18 protein-coding genes are annotated in these 17,788 nt (G+C 41.2%); 9 read left to right on the top strand and 9 right to left on the bottom strand.

Annotation, left to right across the window (positions count from 1 at the left end; all coding sequences use genetic code 11):
* Positions 1–14: 14 nt before the first annotated feature.
* Entirely contained in the window at positions 15–398 is a 384-nt protein-coding gene (locus BP27_RS0100795; RefSeq protein ID WP_027849917.1) for a transcriptional regulator, read from the top strand.
* A 15-nt stretch (positions 399–413) separates the two neighbouring features.
* Here the strand turns inward: BP27_RS0100795 and BP27_RS0100790 are convergent, their stop codons facing one another.
* Together BP27_RS0100790 and BP27_RS0100785 are read right to left on the bottom strand one after the other, a co-directional pair.
* Positions 414–1,451, bottom strand: a complete 1,038-nt coding sequence (locus tag BP27_RS0100790; protein WP_027849916.1) for a WYL domain-containing protein — start codon at positions 1,449–1,451, stop codon at positions 414–416.
* Entirely contained in the window at positions 1,448–2,392 is a 945-nt protein-coding gene (locus BP27_RS0100785) for an ADP-ribosylglycohydrolase family protein (RefSeq protein ID WP_051610064.1), read from the bottom strand. Before BP27_RS0100785 ends, BP27_RS0100790 begins: the two co-directional genes overlap by 4 nt.
* 108 nt (positions 2,393–2,500) lie before the next feature.
* On the opposite strand from BP27_RS0100785, the gene BP27_RS14750 reads away from it, so the two are divergent.
* Genes BP27_RS14750 through BP27_RS0100765 form a run of 4 tightly spaced genes read left to right on the top strand, consistent with a single transcriptional unit; the run spans position 2,501 to position 6,129 of the window.
* The gene (locus BP27_RS14750; RefSeq protein ID WP_084324467.1) at positions 2,501–3,664 is read left to right on the top strand and encodes an ATP-binding protein; all 1,164 of its coding nucleotides are present in this window, start codon (positions 2,501–2,503) and stop codon (positions 3,662–3,664) included.
* Complete coding sequence (locus tag BP27_RS0100775; RefSeq protein ID WP_027849914.1) at positions 3,661–4,935, top strand: vWA domain-containing protein; 1,275 nt, start codon at positions 3,661–3,663, stop codon at positions 4,933–4,935. Before BP27_RS14750 ends, BP27_RS0100775 begins: the two co-directional genes overlap by 4 nt.
* 8 nt (positions 4,936–4,943) lie before the next feature.
* Positions 4,944–5,597, top strand: coding sequence for a hypothetical protein (locus tag BP27_RS0100770; protein ID WP_027849913.1), 654 nt, complete (start codon positions 4,944–4,946; stop codon positions 5,595–5,597).
* Positions 5,569–6,129, top strand: a complete 561-nt coding sequence (locus BP27_RS0100765; protein WP_027849912.1) for a hypothetical protein — start codon at positions 5,569–5,571, stop codon at positions 6,127–6,129. The genes BP27_RS0100770 and BP27_RS0100765 overlap by 29 nt, the downstream gene beginning before the upstream one ends.
* Positions 6,130–6,142: 13 nt before the next feature.
* On the opposite strand, the gene BP27_RS0100760 is transcribed toward BP27_RS0100765, so the two are convergent.
* Both BP27_RS0100760 and BP27_RS0100755 read right to left on the bottom strand, forming a co-directional pair.
* Positions 6,143–7,378: a type II toxin-antitoxin system HipA family toxin gene (locus BP27_RS0100760; protein ID WP_036238934.1), complete on the bottom strand. Its 1,236-nt coding sequence runs from the start codon at positions 7,376–7,378 to the stop codon at positions 6,143–6,145.
* Positions 7,371–7,607: a helix-turn-helix transcriptional regulator gene (locus BP27_RS0100755; protein WP_160169810.1), complete on the bottom strand. Its 237-nt coding sequence runs from the start codon at positions 7,605–7,607 to the stop codon at positions 7,371–7,373. The genes BP27_RS0100760 and BP27_RS0100755 overlap by 8 nt, the downstream gene beginning before the upstream one ends.
* A gap of 152 nt (positions 7,608–7,759) precedes the next feature.
* Here BP27_RS0100755 and BP27_RS0100750 point away from each other — a divergent pair, with 152 nt between their 5' ends.
* Genes BP27_RS0100750 through BP27_RS0100735 form a run of 4 tightly spaced genes read left to right on the top strand, consistent with a single transcriptional unit; the run spans position 7,760 to position 10,878 of the window.
* Positions 7,760–8,677: a metallophosphoesterase gene (locus BP27_RS0100750; protein ID WP_027849910.1), complete on the top strand. Its 918-nt coding sequence runs from the start codon at positions 7,760–7,762 to the stop codon at positions 8,675–8,677.
* A gap of 24 nt (positions 8,678–8,701) precedes the next feature.
* Entirely contained in the window at positions 8,702–9,625 is a 924-nt protein-coding gene (locus BP27_RS0100745) for an ADP-ribosylglycohydrolase family protein (protein ID WP_027849909.1), read from the top strand.
* A gap of 20 nt (positions 9,626–9,645) precedes the next feature.
* Positions 9,646–10,365, top strand: a complete 720-nt coding sequence (locus BP27_RS0100740; protein WP_027849908.1) for a hypothetical protein — start codon at positions 9,646–9,648, stop codon at positions 10,363–10,365.
* A gap of 21 nt (positions 10,366–10,386) precedes the next feature.
* A complete protein-coding gene (locus BP27_RS0100735; protein ID WP_027849907.1) occupies positions 10,387–10,878 on the top strand; it encodes a hypothetical protein in 492 nt (163 codons plus the stop codon).
* 137 nt (positions 10,879–11,015) lie between these two features.
* Here the strand turns inward: BP27_RS0100735 and BP27_RS0100730 are convergent, their stop codons facing one another.
* The 5 genes from BP27_RS0100730 to BP27_RS0100710 all read right to left on the bottom strand — a co-directional run bounded on the left by BP27_RS0100730 (position 11,016) and on the right by BP27_RS0100710 (position 17,741).
* Positions 11,016–12,296: a hypothetical protein gene (locus BP27_RS0100730; RefSeq protein WP_027849906.1), complete on the bottom strand. Its 1,281-nt coding sequence runs from the start codon at positions 12,294–12,296 to the stop codon at positions 11,016–11,018.
* Positions 12,297–12,305: 9 nt separating this feature from the next.
* Positions 12,306–14,066 carry an AAA family ATPase gene (locus BP27_RS0100725; RefSeq protein ID WP_027849905.1) on the bottom strand — a complete coding sequence of 587 codons (1,761 nt, stop codon included), beginning with the start codon at positions 14,064–14,066 and terminating at the stop codon, positions 12,306–12,308.
* A gap of 23 nt (positions 14,067–14,089) precedes the next feature.
* Entirely contained in the window at positions 14,090–16,537 is a 2,448-nt protein-coding gene (locus BP27_RS14745) for a DEAD/DEAH box helicase family protein (RefSeq protein ID WP_051610062.1), read from the bottom strand.
* Positions 16,534–17,118, bottom strand: a complete 585-nt coding sequence (locus tag BP27_RS0100715; protein WP_027849904.1) for a class I SAM-dependent methyltransferase — start codon at positions 17,116–17,118, stop codon at positions 16,534–16,536. The genes BP27_RS14745 and BP27_RS0100715 overlap by 4 nt, the downstream gene beginning before the upstream one ends.
* Positions 17,119–17,255: 137 nt before the next feature.
* Positions 17,256–17,741 carry a GNAT family N-acetyltransferase gene (locus BP27_RS0100710; protein WP_027849903.1) on the bottom strand — a complete coding sequence of 162 codons (486 nt, stop codon included), beginning with the start codon at positions 17,739–17,741 and terminating at the stop codon, positions 17,256–17,258.
* Between the last annotated feature and the right edge of the window lie 47 nt (positions 17,742–17,788).

Here is a 17,788-nt window from a genome sequence, read left to right as displayed (position 1 = left end):
TAACTTGCCAAGTCATGAATGAAGCCAAATTATTTAGTGAACGCCTAATAGAATCCCTGCTTGCTGCTGGTTATGCTTCTCGCCCTATAGTTTTAGAAAATGAGTTTAATCAGCGCTATTGGGGAAAGCCTATTTCCTTCCAAACAGGCAGAAGATGGTTAAGAGGTGAAGCTATCCCTACCCAAGACAGATTGCAGGTTTTAGCCGAGTGGCTGAATGTAGACCCGCATTGGTTGCGTTTTGGTGAAAAGTTGCACGGCTCGGTAAAGCAACAGCGTAAGCGCTGGGATGCTGCTATGACGCCTGAAGAGCGCCAAGCAATGGAGGTGTTTTTATCTTTGCCGCCAGAAAAGCGAAAAATGGTCGGTGAAATTATTTATGCTTTGGCTAAGCCTTAAAAAGCTAAAACTTTACTACCCCCTCTCTAACCGCTTCAACCACCTTATCACTCTTTCTGAACCCATAACTTTTAGCTGGTTTTGGTGTTGCGTTAACCAGTATTTAAAGTCTGTTCCTAGTTCTATCCAGCAGGTGAGTTGGTGGGTGTAAGGGCTGGTTGTTTCGGCTAGGGGTGTTAATTTCATGCCTATGCCTAAAGGGTAATCTAGCAAGTAATCGGCCAGTTCTGCGGTCACTTGTAATTCTAATTTTTGGCTGCTTGCGCCTGTACCCAGCATTTTCCTTAGGGTGGTTTCTGCCTCAAATTCTGATAAATTCAAATACAACCCAACCTGATTTGCACTGGCCATTCTATGCAGTGCTAACAAAACAGGTTCTGGCTCACTAGCGCTCTTTTGTACTGCCAATAAAAACAGCCGGTCTTTTAAAACCACCAGTTTAAGCGGCAGTAGGCGGCTTAATTTTTGCTCACCTGCTAAGGCTTGGTAGGTTATATCTAAATATTGTTCGTTTTTTAATGCGTCTAATAGGGTTTGGTGTACTTCTTCTAATACAGGAGGAAACTCTGGGTGAATAGAGTCTTTGGTAATGCTTAAAGCACGGCTAAATAATTGGGTTAATTCAGAAAAATGGGCTTCAAGATTAAAACTACCAAAAGCATTTAGCTTGCGGAGTTTTTCTTGTAGGTTGCTGGGCAGTAGTTGCAGGGTGCGTTGTTGGTGCAGGTGTAAATAAAGCGCCAGCTGTAAATCGGCTTTAAATAAATTAGGTATAAGTGATTGCGAACCTACACAGCTCCATATATAAGGCTTTTGCAAATCATTTAGGTCGATTAAATCACCATAGGTGGCTTTTAGTTTTTTAAGGTTGCGTTCAACTCGGCGTTTTAAGTTATTTTCTGGTGAATTAATCAGTTCTTCTAGTCTACGTTCTTCAGCAAGTTTTCGAATGGCTTGGGTTAACTCTCGCGCAGTAATGCCTTTAGGGTGGGCTTCTAATACTTCGAGCATTAGCAGCTCGAATTTAAACTTTTCCTTGTTAGCCTCGCTCATACCGCTGCCCCTTTTAATAACTTTTTACCCAAGGCTTTAATACTGCTGGCTTCGACTAAATCATCTAGCCAATCTTCTGGCAGCTGTTCAACGCCATACCAAGCGCCAGCTAAGGAGCCGGTAATGGCCGCTACGGTATCGCAGTCACCGCCCAAATTTACTGCGGTTATTAGTGCTTCTTTTGCTGTTGAACTGGTTGAAAAAGCCCATAAAGCCGCTTCTAAAGTTTCTAAAACATAACCGCCTGAACGAATTGCGGCTTCTGGCTTAGTTAAATAATCACCGGCAGCTAAAGCGCCAATATCTTCATCTTCCCAATAGGCATCTGCAAAAGCTAACAGGCAGGTTTCTATCTCAGCGGTTTCATCACGCAACAAAATATGGCGCAATAATAAAGCCAGTAGCTGGCTGGCTTCTATGCAAATTAAGCTACCGTGGGTGGTGCGTGTTGCATCCGCCACCTGCTGTAAAAACTTACCTTCATCGGCTAGGTTTAAATTCCAAATCACCAATGGCAATAAACGCATTAAGCCGCCATTACCTGCTGAATAGCTGGAAGTATTGCCACTAAACACTTCATCAGTATGGCGAAATTTTTCCAGCGCGGCTTGGGTTGAACTGCCTAAAGGTGGCGGCGGTGTCTCTAAAGGCCAGCAGCGTTTATCGGCTTTTTTATCTTGCCAAGCTAAATAGCGCAGCATTTGGTCTTCCGGTTCAAAGCCTTTTTCTAACAAGCTATAAGCCAAGCTCAACATTAAACCTGTGTCATCCGACCAACTACCCGGGGGAAGAAAACGCCCCGGCATAGCTAGGCGGTCAATAAAGGGCAGGGTTTCACGGCTGCAAGATTCATAACCCAAGCCCAAGGCATTACCTAACGCATGGCCAAGTAACGCCCCTTCCGCACGGTGAATAAGTAATGAGTTATTTGTATTAGGCATAGATTATTCCGGTAACCAAAGGTAATGTTAACTGCTTAGTCTAACTAAGTGCGACCTAGTTTGTCGCTACCTCAGTTTATAGTTGAAGCATCGACAGGGAGAAAACACATGAGCCAAACCGCTAGCCTAACTCAAACACAAGAAATCATTAAACACCAATTACAACTACTTTGGCAGCACCCAGAAATGGCTGCTCAGTTACCGCCCATTATGTTGTGGGGGCCGCCTGGGGTGGGCAAAAGCACGGTTATTCGTGAGCTTTGCAAAGAGCAGGGCGTTGATTTTATTGATGTGCGCCTTGCCCAGCGTGAACCTGTAGACCTGCGTGGTTTACCTGTGCCCGAAGGCGATGAAGTGCGCTGGCTGCTTTCTTCTGAATGGCCCAGAGACCCTAACAGCCGTGGCATTATTTTGTTTGATGAACTCACCGCAGCCGACCGAATGCTACAAGTGGCTGCCTATGAATTTATTTTAGACCGCCGCCTTGGCGACCTTTATAAAGTACCCGATGGCTGGCTAATTTGTGCGGCAGGTAACCGTTCTGAAGACAGAGCGGTAGCCATGACGCTTTCTAGCGCTTTGGCGAACCGTTTTTGCCACCTAGAGTTAGCACCTAACCTAGACGAATGGGTGCGCTGGGCTTCTAGCCAAGCACTTAATCCTAGCGTAACGGCTTTTTTACGTTTTCGCCCTCAGGCCTTTTTTAGTATGCAAGGCAACCTAGAACGTGGCTGGCCTAGCCCTCGCAGCTGGGAAAGGGTTGCTCGTTTAATGACCCACAAGCAGTTATTAAGCCAAGATTCTTTTGCGCTAATGGTGCATGGCCTAGTGGGTGAAGCCAGTGCCACAGAATTTCTAGCCTTTTGCCGTTGGGCAGACGAGTTGCCGGATATTCAAGCCTTGCTAAAAGGCGATATTAGCTTTCAATTGCCCGAACGTGCTGACCAACGCTTCGCCCTTTGTGCTGCTTTGGGTTATCACCTATGGCGTGCGGAAGATGAAAAACAACAAAGAATTTACCTAGAGCACTTTTTTAGAATTGGCCTAAAGCTACCCAGTGACTTTGCCACTATGGCCATGATGGATGCAATGGACGGTAAAGATGAAGCCGAACAACTCGCCCGTGCGGAGGCTATTTTTTCTCACGGCCAGTTTGACGCTTGGTCAAAACTGCATGGGCAGGTGTTAGCCCGTGCCCAGCAACATTGTTTTGATAAAGAAGATGGCCAAACAAGCGAGGCGCTACCGCAAATGGCAGGTAACTCACTATGATTGAAGCGGCCACCAAAAATAGCTTTAGGTTGCCTAACGAAGAAGAACAGGCGCTTAAAAAAGCCATGTTACAAGCTTGGGTAGATGACCGTGCTCGCCTATTATTGCAGCACCCTTTTACTGCCAGCCTAGCCTTGCACCTAGAGCTTATTCCAGTGGTCGATTCACGCCTACCCACCGCCGCCACGGATGGTGAGCGGGTATTTTTTAATCCGTTATTTTTACAACAGCTCAACCCAGATAACCGGCTGTTTGTGCTCGCCCATGAGGTTTGGCACTGTGTTGCTAAGCACTTTGATAGAGCGCTGGGCAGAGACCATCGCTTATGGAATTTAGCCACCGACCATGAGGTGAACAGCCTTTTGGTACAAGATGGTTTTAGTATGCCATCCAATGCAGTGCTGTTTAAAAAATACCTAGCCCAACACCCAGACACCACGCCCAGTGCAGAAAATATCTATGAGTGGCTATTAGCCAACCCTAAAGAAGCGAACCTGCAACAAAGCTTTGACCTGCACAACCCCATTGCTGGCGACCATTCAGCTGAAAAAAGTGGTGGCTCAGGCGAAGAGGGCGAAGAAAACGAGCAGTGGGTTTTAGACCCAGACTATGCACCCGGCTCAGGTGGTGAACAGGTTAAGCGTGAATGGCAAGAACGCCTTGTTGCCGCCAGCCAAGCTTCACAACAATACGGCAACCTGCCCGAAACACTTAAACGCTGGATAAACGAACGAGTTATACCGCAAGTGCCTTGGCAACAAACGCTGCGCCAATTTGTGCAGCGTACTTATGGCGGTAGCCGCAGCTGGAACAGGCCTTCACGCCGCCACCTGCACCGCAAAGTTATTTTGCCCGGCATGCAAGGCAGTCGTTTACAACTAGTGGTCGCGCTGGATATTAGCGGCAGTACAGCCGATGAACTACCCGCCTTTGTTAGCGAATTAAAAAGCCTGTTAACCAGCTTCGACAAGGTTGAACTCACGCTAATACAGTGCAGCACCGAAATTACTCACGAGCAACAACTTAGCTCTGAAGACCTGCATAAATTAGATGATTTTGAAGTGGTAGGCGGCGGTGGCACTAGCTTAATTCCACCTTTTGAACGTGCGGCCAGTATGCAGCCCGACTGCTTTATTTACCTGACGGATGGTTTTGGTCCAGCGCCAGCTCACCCACCTAGCTACCCAGTGCTTTGGGTACTAACCGAAGATGGCGAACAACCTGCAGAATGGGGCAATGTTGTTTACTTAAACAATTCAACCAGTGACTAGGAGTGCTTATGACTGAAGATAATTTAGATGATTTAGATGATTTTTTTCGAAGCATTGATCCACTTTTTGATACAGCCCCAACTCCTGAAGAACTTGAAAAGCAGGCACAAGAAGAATGCTTAAAAAATGAGCGTGTTCTTTTAGAAGGGCTAGCTACTTGGTTACTGCACAGCCACCCCATCGACCGCTGGCAGTTTTATGGCAATCGCAGCCAACACACACTGCACATGGAAGAAAACCTACTCAAGCGCTTAGATATTTGGTTAGAAAAATATGCAGCTAGTTGCCAAGAAAAAGACCAACTAGGTCGTAGGCGCTTGTTTCAACTAGCAAGGCATGACGACACGCTTTACCAGTGGCTAAGCCAGCAAAACCCACCGCCTAAAACATTGGCTCGCTATATTTATTTATGCATTCCTTTACCTTGGACAATGGATGCACTCACCCTAGCTTGGCGAGCAAACGCACCTTCAATACGTGTGTATTTAAAAATGTTCGGCAGCCAAGCAAGCGAAAAACTAGAAGGTATGACCTCTTACATAAGCCTTAACGACTTAAATATTTATGGCTTACAACAAAGAGCGCTAAGCCTAGCTTTTAGCAGCCCCAACCCAACCACCCAAGAGGAAGGCAATGCAAAAAACCACCTGGCCACTGCTTGAAGAACGCTACCAACTCGAAGGTTTAGCCCTTTGGTTAAATAAAAATGCCCACAAATGGATTCAGGCAAGCGGAACTATCAACGACCGTATGCAAGTGCAACTCAACGCCCGACTAAAAGATTGGCTAACGGCTTACAGCCATTTTTTGCAAAGCAGCGACCCACAAGAAGCTAAGCCAGTACTCTTGCGCCCCCACCAAGACCCCATTTACCAATGGCTAGCTAAATTTAAACACCACCCACTTTTTAGCCAATATGTTTACCTTTGCACGCCCCTGCCTTGGCAACTAGAAACACTAGAAAAAACTTTTTTAGAACTGAACGCCAACCCAGCTAAAGATGTAAAAGAAGACCAGCAAGAAGTAGTACAACAAATCAGAAGCTACCTAAAAATAATTGGCAGCCAAACCAGCGAACAAATGCAAACCAACTGCGACCCCTCAATCGACTTTAGTGAACTCGACCCGCAAAAACTAAGGCAACGTGCATTAACGCTAGCTTTTAGTCAGTTGACTACGAAAGAAAATGACTAAGATAAACTTAAGTTTAGGTTTTAAAGACTTGCTGAACCCTTTGCGCCTGCTCTTCACTAACACCCGCTTGTTCTGCATAACTAAACCATTGCTCAATTGCATGGCGTACTTCCTGAGCGATAGCACTAACCTTACTTTTAGGTAAACCAAATATTTTGCTCATTTTCTCGGCTTCAGTAAGAGTAGGAAGGTAGGGCTTGTAATCAAAACCTGCTGCATGGTATTCACCTAAAACCATACTCGGCACCAAATCATAAGCTGGTGCTAACTGATAACCCTGAGCAGTGTGAATAAAGCTAAAGTTACGCTCATGATCATCGGTATTATTGATTGCACCATTAAATAACATAAGCCTTAAAAGCTGCTCTAAATCTTCTTCTATATTGAAAGAATAACGCTGCAAAAGCCGGTACAAATCATCGTAACTAAAGCTGTAACCCGGGTCTTGCTGTGTATTAGGTTGCTTAAGCAAACCATTGGCAGTAATTAAATGATGGCGAGTAGTACGCAAAATATCAAAGCGGTTAAGGAGCAAAACATCACGTTGGTTAATATCAGTAACAACTTTACCTTTACCGATATTAATACCTGCACCCTGCGCCATTAGTAAGCAAGCTAGCTCTATTCGTGCATTATTGTAAGGGTCGCTGGTACGGTTAAATTTAGCTAAATAAGCTGAAGTTTGGTCATGCACCAAAGCTTTAGGCCTTGCACCTCCTACACCAGAACCCGAGTTAGCTAAGTACATTAGCCCTATAGCATTAACATCCAAGTTCACAAAATCTTGTTGATCAATTTTATGCGCTGTTAACTCTGCCTTCTGTAATTGTTCAAGTGAAATACCTACAGCATAATTAGGTGCTTGTCCCTGCTCAACAAAACACAAGGCACCAATACGGCTATGAACCTGTTGAGAAAAGCTAAGCATTTCGCTAATACAGTTAGCATTTAAGCGTTGTTTATAGTGTTGCATTGCTAAGCGCGTTAATACTTTTCTGCCCCAAGCATCAGGCAAATAATCATCAATAAAAGCAGGTGCAGCTTGTTTGCAAGTTAAGTTAAATTCTTTATTGCTTAAAGGTAACTGGGCTGGGTCTATAGCAAAAGCTTGAGGATGATTAAGGTATTTAGCTGTGTAGCGAAAGCCTACCCTGCTAACCGTGCCTTGCTCTTCTTGCAAAGCAACATCAGCTAAATGAATAACACCTAGTTCTGCAGTATTTAAATAAAGGTCAAAACGCTTAATCATCAAATAGGCTCACTGGCAATTCCAGAAGTTGCATAAAAGGCTCTTCTAACCCTAGCACCTGTGCAGCTTGGTAATATCTCCCCATAGAAACACTTAAATCCCCTTTCTCCATACGCTGTAAAGTAGCTCGACTTACACCTATGCGTAACGCAAAAGCGTTTAAATCATCTCTAGGGAAGTGTTTTTTACGAGCCGCCCTTAAGTTGTTTCCTAGCTGTACTAGCGCCAAAGCATTCACCCTAAAAAGTATCAAATATAAGTATATCTAGCCTTTATTCAAGCATTATACTCATATTTAAGTATTTATAAATAATAAAAATTATGAGCGACACTGATTGTCGCATCGGCGGGTTATTCTTAAGTTCACTTAGGAGAAACAGGATGACAGCCATAAATCAAACAGCAAAGCACTTCGACATTATTGGTGATGTACACGGTGAATTACAGCTACTTAACCAGCTATTAGCTGACCTAGATTACCGTCAAGAACAAGGCGTATGGCAACACCCAGAACGCCAAGCCATTTTTGTAGGCGACTTAATTGATAAAGGCCCAGAAGCAGGCCAGGTATTACTCCAAATTAAAGCCATGGTAGAAGCCGGTGCCGCCCAAGCAGTGGTAGGCAACCACGAGCTAAATTTATTGCGTACAGTGCAAGATTCACTACTGGACTGGCAAGATGAAGACTTTGCTTATGACCTGTTTGATTATTTACTTGACCATCATTTTTATGACTACAACACCCTTGCAGACGAATTAATTAGCCAGCAAGAAGCGCTAGCAGAAGCACTAATTTGGTTAAAGAAACAGCCCCTATGGATAGATGAACCAGATTTACGTGTAGTTCATGCTTGCTGGGATGATAAAGCCATTGAGTGCCTCAAAAAGGCCAAAATTACTAGCCTAAATGATGCTGCGCTCAATGCCTGCATCAGCAAAGGCAACCCCGTTTATTACGCTATTGATTTAATCGTGGCTGGTTGCCAACACACACCTTTAGATAAGCCCGACCGCAGTGGTTTTATTACACGCAGACAACGTGTGCGCTGGTGGCAGAACCCAGTTGCCGACTATGAGTTTTCAGAAGTTCCCCTACAAAGGGATTTGGCACCGCCCACTTCTGATGCGCCAGTTTTCTTTGGTCATTACGGCTTGCAGCCCAAAAGTGAATTAGAACCCATCAGCGAGTTTCAAGTTTGCACCGACTTTGGCGTTGCCTATGGCGGCACTTTAGTTGCTTATCGCCACACTGTTGGCCAAGCAATTCACCCCCAGCACTTTGTTGCTGTTAAACGCTAAACCCACTTAATTAGGAGAAGCAAGATGAAAAACTTAACTTCTGCTTACCGCGGTGCTCTGCTGGGTTTAGCTTGCGGTGATGCGCTAGGTGCACCAGTAGAATTTAGAAGACGCGACAGCTTTGAACCCCTAACCGGCATGAGCTCTGGCGGCTGCTGGAACCTAGAAGCAGGCCAATGGACAGACGACACCAGCCTAGCCCTATGCCTTGCTAGAAGCTTGGTAGAAAAACAAGGCTTTTGCGCCAAAGACCAAATGCAACGCTACTGGCGTTGGTACAGTGAAGGCTACATGAGCTGCACTGGCGACTGCTTCGATATAGGCAACGCCACTCACCGCGCTTTAGCAAGATTCAACCTAAGCGACGACCCTTGGGCAGGCGACACCAACCCCAGCATGAGCGGCAATGGTGCTCTAATGCGCTTAGCGCCAGCGGTTTTGGCAGCCCACGGCCAACAAACCCTGATATGGCGCTGGGTAATCGACAGCACCCGCACCACCCACGCCAGCCCCGACTGTATAGATGCAGCTTTAGTTTTTGCCAACATTCTAGACAGAGTAATCAGCGGCGAAAGCTTACGCAGCGTGTTAATGAACCCAGAACACCCAGGCTTACCCAAAAGCACTGCTATTCAAAGAATACTCAACGGTGAATACTTACACCTAAAAAGAGAACACCTAGGCGATGGTTTTTACGTTATTGAAGCGCTAGAAAATGCCCTTTGGGCTTGTTGGCAAGGCGAAGATTTAGAATCCACCCTACTGCTAGCCGCCAATTTAGGTGGTGATGCCGATACCGTCGCAGCCATAGCCGGGCAATTAGCCGGTGCTGCTTACGGTGAAGAACAGTTACCCAAAGCTTGGTTAAAAAAACTTGCCTGGCGCAAAGACATAACCGACCTAGCCGATGCACTTTTAGCACTTAGCCAACAACTAGAAGCAGCTTAATAATTTAAGGAGAAACACCCATGAAATTCAACCGTCAAGCAATGCGCAGCGCCCTAGAAGAAAAAGCTGTTGAAAGTCTTCCGTTAGCACTCACCGAGCTAAGGGATTTAATGCTAACCAAAGCTTCACTTAATTGGGTATGGAGCACACGCCAACACCTAGTTATGCGCCACAAAAAAATGCGCAGCTTTAAAATGCCCAAAAAATGGTCATGGAATACAGACAGACTAAGCGCCCCTGAAAGTTTTACGGTTTGGTTTACAGATTGGCAAATTATTCATACCTGCGCTACCCAGCTAAAACGCCGTGAAATGCTGGCATTATTAGAAAAAACCAAACACAAAATATTAGAAGGCTTAAGCACAGGTAACAAGTTAATAGCTATTGATATAGCAGGCATTAGCCTTGAAGATTTTCGTGCGCTCTTTGATGATCCCGCCGCCACACCCGAACTAGATGACTGGATTCAATACTGGCACACAAAAAACCTGCTTAAAGACACTTGGGTAATCGAAGTTATCACCCATGCTTTAAGCTTAATAACCCAAAACCTAAGCCTGTTTGATGAAAGGTTTCCAGCCACCCAAGGCAAGCTGCTAGTGCCTGATAAAGATGAAGAAGATGAGCCAGAGTTTTCACTGGAGGTAATGGAGATTTTAAAAACCACCTACAAGGCAGGAGAAAGCCAAGCCATAGACAAGCTGGTAGAAGTGTTTAATAAATACCAGCAAAGCGTTTAGATTAATAAAAGGAGGTTATTAATGGAAATTGTTATTGGCTTAGCTATTTTGGCATTTTTAATTGGCTTGGTGGTTGCTGTTGCTAATAATAAATTAGTTTTTTATAACTCCATAAGTGACTTAGTTTTATCCTTTGCACCTTGGGGCGTTCTGCTGCTTGGCGGAATTGTTGTAGGAATAATGGCGCCAGAGCAAGCCGAAGTTAGTACCCAAGAATGGCAAGCTTGGAAAGCAAGTGAAGAGTACTATTTAAACCTATTCATCTATGCTGGCTTAGCCGTAGCCGCTGGCGTAACAGTACGCAGTGTTTTTATTAATGAAGGCATTTTTTCAGGGTTACTGGTTGCACCCTTTAAAGTTATTTATGCGCTTGTTTTACCACTAGTAGCCCTAGCTGCTATTCAAAATATCTTTGGTAAAGATAAATCCTTAACAACCAGAGCACTTTGGGTTACCCTGTTTGGGTTCGTTTGGTGGTTAACCAGTATCTTAATTAATGGCGAAGAAGAATAAAAATCAAGGCAAGCTGGTTACCAGGCTAAAAGAACTGCTGCAATAATTGTGTTCTTTTAAATATAATACTTACCTCCTAAAGTTAAAATTAGCTTTAAACTCTAATTAAACTATGCATAACCTACTTGTATATAAAATTAAGAATAATCATCAATTAAGAAATCAAAAATCTCATTATCTGAGCTCAGTTGATCTATAGAAAAAATCTTTACTGGGTCTTTAGAATCAAAAGAAACATTCTCACCTTTATTAAAAACCTCTTTAGTAGGAAAAACTAAAATTGAGCCAGGCGACCAGTTAAAGCCATTTACATCTAAACGATATAAATAATTATAAAGAAATTGATCCCGTATAACTTTTGAACTAAGTTCATTATAATTTTTTGCATCAACAAAACAGAACTTAGGCTTTATTTTTCCATCAGAATCAATACTAGCTCTACAGATAACAACATCTGGCTCTAACCCTGAAGCTTTTGAAATGTATTTGTTTACTACCTCTAAGCTTGAATCTTTATATAGACAAGAGAACTCTTTACTTGTAAAGCTGGCAAGCATAATATCTGGTCTTTTTTTACCAATACGCACCGTAAAATTGTTAAATTCGATTTTAAAAAGCCTCTCTAAGTTACAGAAACTCAATAAAAATGGGATGCTCTTTCTTTGTAATGAATTACATATAGATAGAACTGTTCGCATAAAAACAGCACCCTCAAACATATAATCTTCATTAACTTTAAATACCTCATCAGAAAATAAATATCTATCCATATAAAAGTTTTTTATTATTTCACCATAAACAAACGGATTTATTTTATCTATAAAAAACTTAATGTCCTGTGATTTAATACCTACTCTTAAAAGGTAAGGAGGGCTAATTTTATTCACACTTACACCATAGCCATTAGTTAAAAAAATCAGCCTTTTATAAGCAGCCTCCATTTTATTTTTTCTTTTAATAAATAAATTAAGATTATTTAAATCTAATTCAGAATAGTTCCTAAGGTATTCATTTAAATCATCCAAAGCTTCACTAACAAAATAAAGTAGCACCTTGGATAACTCGCCATAGTTGCTATTATCTATAACGATAAATTTGTTAACTCCAGTAATTTTTAACAAATAAGTTTTTGCCCAGTCCACATTCCCATCTGATGATTCCACTTGTGAATCAATAATTTTAGGCTTTAATGAATACACATAACATAAAAGCATGTCTTCATATGCTAATCGTTCATCTGTTATGTAAATAGAGCTTAAAAATATTCTCATTAATTCATCTTTTGTCTCTTCATTCTTGTCCCCTAGCCATGAGAGAACCATTTTAATAAATACATTGGATGATAGCTTCCCTTCAAAACTTGGAAAGCTAGCCCAGTCACTACAAATACTATCAATAAAGAAATTTAATTTCGACATGACATCATCCTAATTATCAAAAATAATTTTCTTTATACTTTCTGGTAAATATGAGTCTTTATACTTATACTGCAGATCATTTTTTAGAAGTTTAACATCATTGTCATTACACCCTTCCCCACTCATAACATACCTAATCATAGAACTTAAAACCTCGATTAAAATATTCTCACTCAGAATATCAATAGCATCAATCATTGGTATAATAAAATGAGTTAAAGCTAACTGCCTAGCTTTAGCTTCAGAAGCATCACTTGACTTCATGTAATTTTTAACAAATAAATCCATCTCATTTAACGTATTAACACCACAAACTTCATTATTAACAAGCTCAGCTAAATCACCTACAGATTCTTTGTGACGTATACTTATAACAAAAAACCTTCTTAACATAGCAAAAGAAAGGTCATGTAAAATAGTCCTATCTTTATCATTCATAGTTCCAAAAATTCTAAAATTTTTAAAAAAAGAATAGTTAATACTATCAGTTGGATCCTCACCATAATTTATTTTTATATTTTCAAACTCCCCACTATCTATCATTTTTTTAAATGGTAAGGTAACACTATGCCCAGCCATTAGTGTATATAACTCACCAAAGCAAGATTCAATATTAGCTCTATTTATTTCATCAATTATTAATGGTTTTTTTTCACTAAGCGCTTTAAGCAAAAAACCTTCATCTACTTCAAGGCCATGACCATCATTTCTTGGAATATAACGCGCAACAAGGTCACCATAAGACCAAGCTGGTGATGCGGTACACATAATAGGCAAATGATCCGCATCATTTGATACCCTCATTTTAGTATTAAGCCAATAACTAGCGATCATAGTTGCTAGAGTAGACTTACCTGAACCTGCAGGTCCAGAAAATATAATGTGTTTACCCATTAATAACCCTGTAAGAGCAGAAACCACATTATCTTTATCAAAACTATCTAAATTAAATTTTTTATTATTTTTTTGTACTTCACAATAATTTTTAAATAAATCATACTCCGAAAGCGTATCAATTGTTAAGTCTTGATTTTCATCTTCGTTATTATTTAAAACTACAACATCGTTAGAAATAGATAAATCATATAAATACATGCAGGTTTCTACTGTCAAACACAACAAAGCCATTTTTTTAACTATTTCATATAACGAGCCAACCAAGTGAAAATATGCCCTTACATGTGATTCTTTTTGTTCAAAATTATATCCTAAATAACCTAAAAGTTTTATTTTATAGCTTTCATTAGCCACACTGCTAGCACCACTTATACCAACAATATTAAAACCTTCAATAAAGTCAAATATATCATCCCAAACTTTTCCTTTGGTTTTTAATATAAATGAAACTCTAAATATATCTTCTCCAGATCCCTCAGCATCACTTACCACATCACTTACCACATCACTTACTACATCACTTACTACATTACCTTGATAATATCCTTGCCTATAGATATAGTTGTTTTCTGGCTGTTTCCCTCTAAGATACCGCTGATTTTCAACAACTTGATCTTCTACATCTAGGTATACCATAGACCTAAACTTAAAAATATTATTAAAATTATTTATTTCGATTGTAAACCCATTTAGAATTGGTTTAATCACTAAACTTTCTTCATTTATGTCATTTCTTCGAAATAAAATATATTCATCGTCATTAAATAAATCAGTATAGTCATCACCCTTATTAAAAACATTTTCCTTATTATCAACAAAAACAACATTATTACTTCTCATATCTTTTGTTAAGCCACTTAATAAAACTTTCATATCATCTCCCTATTATAAAAATATTATTTAATCTTTCTTAATTTGTACTCTGCCAACCTTAAGTCAACTAGCTCTTGCATCATTTGCTGCAGGGTTTCTAACTCTTCTTCTGGTAGTGAAAAGCGAGGTGTAAAGTAATCATCTTTTATTTCAAACCAATAGGTTGCTTGGGAGTTACTATCACCACCAGTACTATATTTTATTGGGTTGGCTTTCCAGTAATTTAACCAACTCTTTGAATTAGCTTCTGATTTAATTTGTGCTGCTGGTAAGTCTAGCTTTAACAAATCTGGGTGCCGTTCTAATACTTGGCGTGATTTTTCAGCAAGCTTAGCTAAGGTTGGTGGCTTACGTAATCCATCTAAATCTAATAATGCTTGTAGCAAAATAATTTTATAGCTTTTATTTAGTGTGGTTGCTTCTATTCCAGTTAAGAGAAAACTGCCTAGTTCTTTCAACACTACTAACTCAGAAACGGTTAAATCTTCTTCATCTTTTAGCAACTCAAACCAGCTGGTGTGCTGCTTACGTAGTTTACTGAAATTAAAACCTGCTTGAAAAGCTTGTACTGCAGTTGGTCTATACCCCAGTTCTTCTTTTAGTTGACGATAATCATCAACAACCTTTAGGCGACCACCAAAATGTAGCTTTTCTAATAACGGGATTAGCTCTGGTTCTAGGTTTATAAAGCAGCCTTCAGGGAGAGCAGCTTCTTTTTCGTTGTTTATGTTTTTATCAGCTGGCGGGGTTTGTGTTATTGACCTAAGTAATTCTGGTTTGAATAAACAAGCTTTGTGGTTGCCGACTAAATCAATAACCATCAAGTGCGTTTTACCTGAACAAAGCCGTAAGCCGCGTCCAAACTGCTGTAAGAAAACTATGCGTGATTCAGTCGGTCGTAACATCAGCAAAGTATCTATTGCTGGCAAATCAGTCCCTTCGTTAAACAAATCAACCGAGAAAATAACTTTTAAACTGCCTTCAGCTAGCTCAGTTAATGCTTGGTTACGTGGTATAGCCGAGCCAGAGTAAACTGCTGCCGACTTAACACCGGCTTGATTAAAAACACCGGCCATAAAATCGGCGTGCTTTTGTGAAACACAAAAAGCTAAGGTTTTGGTTTGTGAGAACTCTTGCCATTTTTCGAGTGCATGATTTGCTCTTTTATGGCTAGCAAAAGCTACATCTAAAGCATGGGGGTCAAAGCGTCCGTTTCGCCAAGGTATTTCATCGTAATCTATAAATTCGTCGTAAATACCTTGGTAAATAAAAGGGACAAGGTGCTTATCAACTATCGCATCACGCAGACCACGCTCAAACACTAAATTATCATCACACAAAGCCAAAATATCGGCTTGGTCTGTTCTGTCTGGTGTAGCAGTTAAACCCAGTAAAAATTGGGGCTGAAAATAATCTAATAGTCGGCGGTAACTTGGTGCCGTGGCGTGATGAAACTCATCAACAATAATGTAATCAAAATAATCTTCACCAAACTGCTGTAGGTGTTCCGGTCGTCCTAAAGTTTGGATTGAAGCAAATAACCAATCTGCTTGTTCTTGCTGTTGCCCGTTATATAAACCCGTGTGTGCTTTGTTGGGGTTCATTTGAATAAAAGTTGCTTGTGCTTGGCGTATGATTTCATCACGGTGAGCAACAAAAAGAAGCTTTTTGACTTTGAGTTGCCTTGCATCAAAAGCTGCCAGCCAAGTTTTACCTAAGCCAGTAGCCATAACAACTAGACCTCGCTTAAATCCTTTTTCACGGGTTGCATGTAAGGCAGCCAAAGCTTCTACTTGAACTTCATTAGGTGAAGGCGGTTCAAGCTCACTTACTTCATCGTTAGCTTTATCCCCAGTAATAGCACGTAAATCGCTAAGCGAACTTTGCTGGTAACGCTCTAAGTAAGCATCTATCCAAGTGTGGGTTAAAGGTGTTAAACGATTGTCTTCTACTAGTTTATTTATTTGTGCTTTTAGTGCTAAAAGAGCTTTAGCTTCTGGGCTGGTAACTTCTCCATCAATACATAGTTCCCAATTCCACTCTAAGGATTGGGTAAGTGCTGCAAGTGAAATATTGCTTGAACCTACTAAACCCAAGCCAACTAAGTGCTGGTCAGTCTGCTGCTGGATAAATAAGTAGGACTTAAGATGAAACCCAACATTATCTGCACTTTCATAAATACTTACCTTTGCACCCCGCTCCACTAACAGCATCATTTTTCTTAGTGCTATCGGCTCAGTCACATCCAAGTAGTCAGAAGTTATAATTTGCACTGCAACGCCACGGGCTAAAGCTTCAAATAGTGCTTCATGCAATAGACACCAGCCACTATGCCGAATAAATGCAACTGCAATGCTTATATGGCTTACTTCCGTGGTGCTATTGATAGCATCTAACAGCCTAGGTAATAGTTGCTGGTCAAAGCTAGGATCTTTTTGGCTCCCACCAGTTACAAGAAAAAGCCCACTCATTGGTTTTCCTTTATCAATACAGCATTTAGCCAAGTTTCCTGCTCACGCCCTGGGCGTAAATCACCTGAAATCCAATGCTCAGCTAGTTTTAGTGGCAAGTTTTTTATAAGTTGTTCGAGTTGAGTTTCATCAAGGTTGGTAAAGTGCCGACCATCACGGCTTACTTCGTTTTGGCCGTATTTAAACGAACAGTAAAAAGCACCGCCTTCTACTAAGAATTTGGCTAAATGATTAAGTGTTGCTGCAAGCTCTGACAAGGGAAGATGAAGTAAAGAGGCACAAGCCCAAATACCATTCACAGGTGTGGGTGTAGAAAAGTCTATAAAGGTGGAATGCTTAACAGCTAAGCCTGAGTGTTGTTTGGCTAGGTTTACTAGCTCTTTACTGGCATCAAAGGCGGTTACTTTAAAACCTAAATCCATAAACTTTTTTGCATCACGTCCTGAACCACAACCCGCATCAAGGATATGACCACCTTCAGGTAAATAAGGTAAAAAGCGTTGGTAAACAGGCTGCATATCGACATCAACAGTAGCACTGTAATAAGCGGCAGCTTGTTGGTTGTAATAATTGACCGTCATAATTCCCTTTATTTTTTAGGTGGTGTTTTGTTAATTTAGCATAAAACTTAAGTTACTTAGTTTTTATCAAGCCAGCTCTTGCAAAACCTTCCGCATAGTTTCCACGAATTTACACCTTTTGATATAAGCCAAAGGGCTTAACCGCTGGTATAAAGCGCTAATAAGTAGTCGCCATTTTGGCTTGGGTATGACTTGCCCGCTTTTGTGTAGCCAAAGGCTTCAAACAGCTTGTGCATAACTTGGTTGTTTTCACGGGTTGTAGCGTAGCTTTTTTGACCTATTAAGCTTTCAGTAATTACTCGCATTAATTCCCGCCCGTTGCCTTTGCCTCTTTCTTCTTCAGGCACATACAACCAACCCAGTTCAAACTTGTATTGCTGGCTAGCGGCAACGCCTGCCTTATTGAATACACCTACTTTGTAACCAGGGTTAGGGTTTTTAATTGCGCCTATAGCAACGCACTTACCAGCTTGGTTAATAAGTACTAGTTTTTCAGCTTGTAGAATACGGCCTCTTAAACCTACGGCGGTAACTTCACCACCTTCATTAATTAAGCGCTCAAAATCTGCAAGCTCTTCTTGATTGCAGTCTGCTGGTTTTTTTATTGTTGTTTCTAGGTTCATTTTATTTTCCTTGCTCTCACTCTTCTTTGCTTTTTCTACCTTCTTGG

This window comes from Marinospirillum insulare DSM 21763 (assembly GCF_000686905.1).
Lineage (GTDB): Bacteria > Pseudomonadota > Gammaproteobacteria > Pseudomonadales > Halomonadaceae > Marinospirillum > Marinospirillum insulare.
Note: the sequence above shows the minus strand (reverse complement) of the source record. Positions and strands in the feature narration are given on the sequence as shown.

Coding starts and splice junctions, on each gene's coding strand:
- BP27_RS0100795 (WP_027849917.1), top strand. CDS start 15: ATGAATGAAGCCAAATTATTTAGTGAACGCCTAATAGAATCCCTGCTT.
- BP27_RS0100760 (WP_036238934.1), bottom strand. CDS start 7,378: ATGATTAAGCGTTTTGACCTTTATTTAAATACTGCAGAACTAGGTGTT.
- BP27_RS0100745 (WP_027849909.1), top strand. CDS start 8,702: ATGAAAAACTTAACTTCTGCTTACCGCGGTGCTCTGCTGGGTTTAGCT.
- BP27_RS0100770 (WP_027849913.1), top strand. CDS start 4,944: ATGACTGAAGATAATTTAGATGATTTAGATGATTTTTTTCGAAGCATT.
- BP27_RS0100750 (WP_027849910.1), top strand. CDS start 7,760: ATGACAGCCATAAATCAAACAGCAAAGCACTTCGACATTATTGGTGAT.
- BP27_RS0100775 (WP_027849914.1), top strand. CDS start 3,661: ATGATTGAAGCGGCCACCAAAAATAGCTTTAGGTTGCCTAACGAAGAA.
- BP27_RS0100735 (WP_027849907.1), top strand. CDS start 10,387: ATGGAAATTGTTATTGGCTTAGCTATTTTGGCATTTTTAATTGGCTTG.
- BP27_RS0100785 (WP_051610064.1), bottom strand. CDS start 2,392: ATGCCTAATACAAATAACTCATTACTTATTCACCGTGCGGAAGGGGCG.
- BP27_RS0100710 (WP_027849903.1), bottom strand. CDS start 17,741: ATGAACCTAGAAACAACAATAAAAAAACCAGCAGACTGCAATCAAGAA.
- BP27_RS0100715 (WP_027849904.1), bottom strand. CDS start 17,118: ATGACGGTCAATTATTACAACCAACAAGCTGCCGCTTATTACAGTGCT.
- BP27_RS0100730 (WP_027849906.1), bottom strand. CDS start 12,296: ATGTCGAAATTAAATTTCTTTATTGATAGTATTTGTAGTGACTGGGCT.
- BP27_RS14750 (WP_084324467.1), top strand. CDS start 2,501: ATGAGCCAAACCGCTAGCCTAACTCAAACACAAGAAATCATTAAACAC.
- BP27_RS0100790 (WP_027849916.1), bottom strand. CDS start 1,451: ATGAGCGAGGCTAACAAGGAAAAGTTTAAATTCGAGCTGCTAATGCTC.
- BP27_RS0100725 (WP_027849905.1), bottom strand. CDS start 14,066: ATGAAAGTTTTATTAAGTGGCTTAACAAAAGATATGAGAAGTAATAAT.
- BP27_RS14745 (WP_051610062.1), bottom strand. CDS start 16,537: ATGAGTGGGCTTTTTCTTGTAACTGGTGGGAGCCAAAAAGATCCTAGC.
- BP27_RS0100765 (WP_027849912.1), top strand. CDS start 5,569: ATGCAAAAAACCACCTGGCCACTGCTTGAAGAACGCTACCAACTCGAA.
- BP27_RS0100740 (WP_027849908.1), top strand. CDS start 9,646: ATGAAATTCAACCGTCAAGCAATGCGCAGCGCCCTAGAAGAAAAAGCT.